Origin of the sequence: Microbacterium sp. SZ1, assembly GCF_002362255.1 — a bacterium.
Classification (GTDB): Bacteria; Actinomycetota; Actinomycetes; order Actinomycetales; family Microbacteriaceae; genus Microbacterium.
Window position 1 is genome coordinate 1 of record NZ_LPVV01000025.1, and the last position, 810, is coordinate 810.

Sequence of the window (810 nt, forward strand, 5' to 3'; positions counted from 1 at the left end):
ACAGCGAGTCGAGCAGCTGCTTGCCCGTGCCGGCGGCGAGCTCCCGACCCTGCACGCGCACGTCGACGCGCTGCGAATCGCGGATCGCCCGGAGCCCGATGGAGCCGGCGGCCGAGATCGCGAGCTCGAAGTCGTCATCGGTGGCGTAGTCGCCGGCCGAGCGCGAGAGGCCGATCACGAAGTGGGAGCGGCGGGTCTCCTCGTACTGACGGACCATCATCGTGCCGGTGCGCGCGGTCGAGCGCCAGTGCACGTGGCGCAGGTCGTCGCCTGGCTGGTACTCGAGCAGGGCGTGGAACGACACGTCGTCGCGAGAGAGGTCGGCGGCGGGAAGGCCCTCCAGATCCCGGAGGTAGCCGAGCGACTGGCCGTCGAAGAGCACGGTGCGCGGGTGCACGTACAGGTCGACGGGCTCGTCGCGACGGTGCGCGCGCTCGAACAGCCCGAGCGGATCGCCGCGCACGACGCTCACGGGGCCGACCTTCACGACCGCACGCTTCTGCGTCGGGATCGCGAAGAGCTCCTCGGCCTCTTCGCCGGGGGCGAGACGCTGGATGCCGAACTCGCCGCGCCCCGAACCGACGGGCAGCACGACGCGAGAGGGCAGGATCGCCCTGGCGCCGCGATTCGCGAGGGTGAGGGCGCCGACCGCGCGCTCACCGACGACGACGCGGGTGCGTGCGAGGTCGAGCGAGACGTCGTAGGCCGTGCGGCCGATGAGGAACAGCGCGCACAGGCCGACCGTGATGGCGATCACGACGGCCGCGACGGTGAACTCCGCCCACCCCGCGATCTGTCCGAGGATCCAGA

General features: G+C 71.9%; 1 protein-coding gene. It reads right to left on the bottom strand.

The genetic code is table 11. From position 1 onward, the window contains the following. Positions 1–810: DUF58 domain-containing protein (locus tag AUC47_RS10735; protein ID WP_143740725.1), on the bottom strand; the 810-nt coding region annotated here is incomplete at both ends.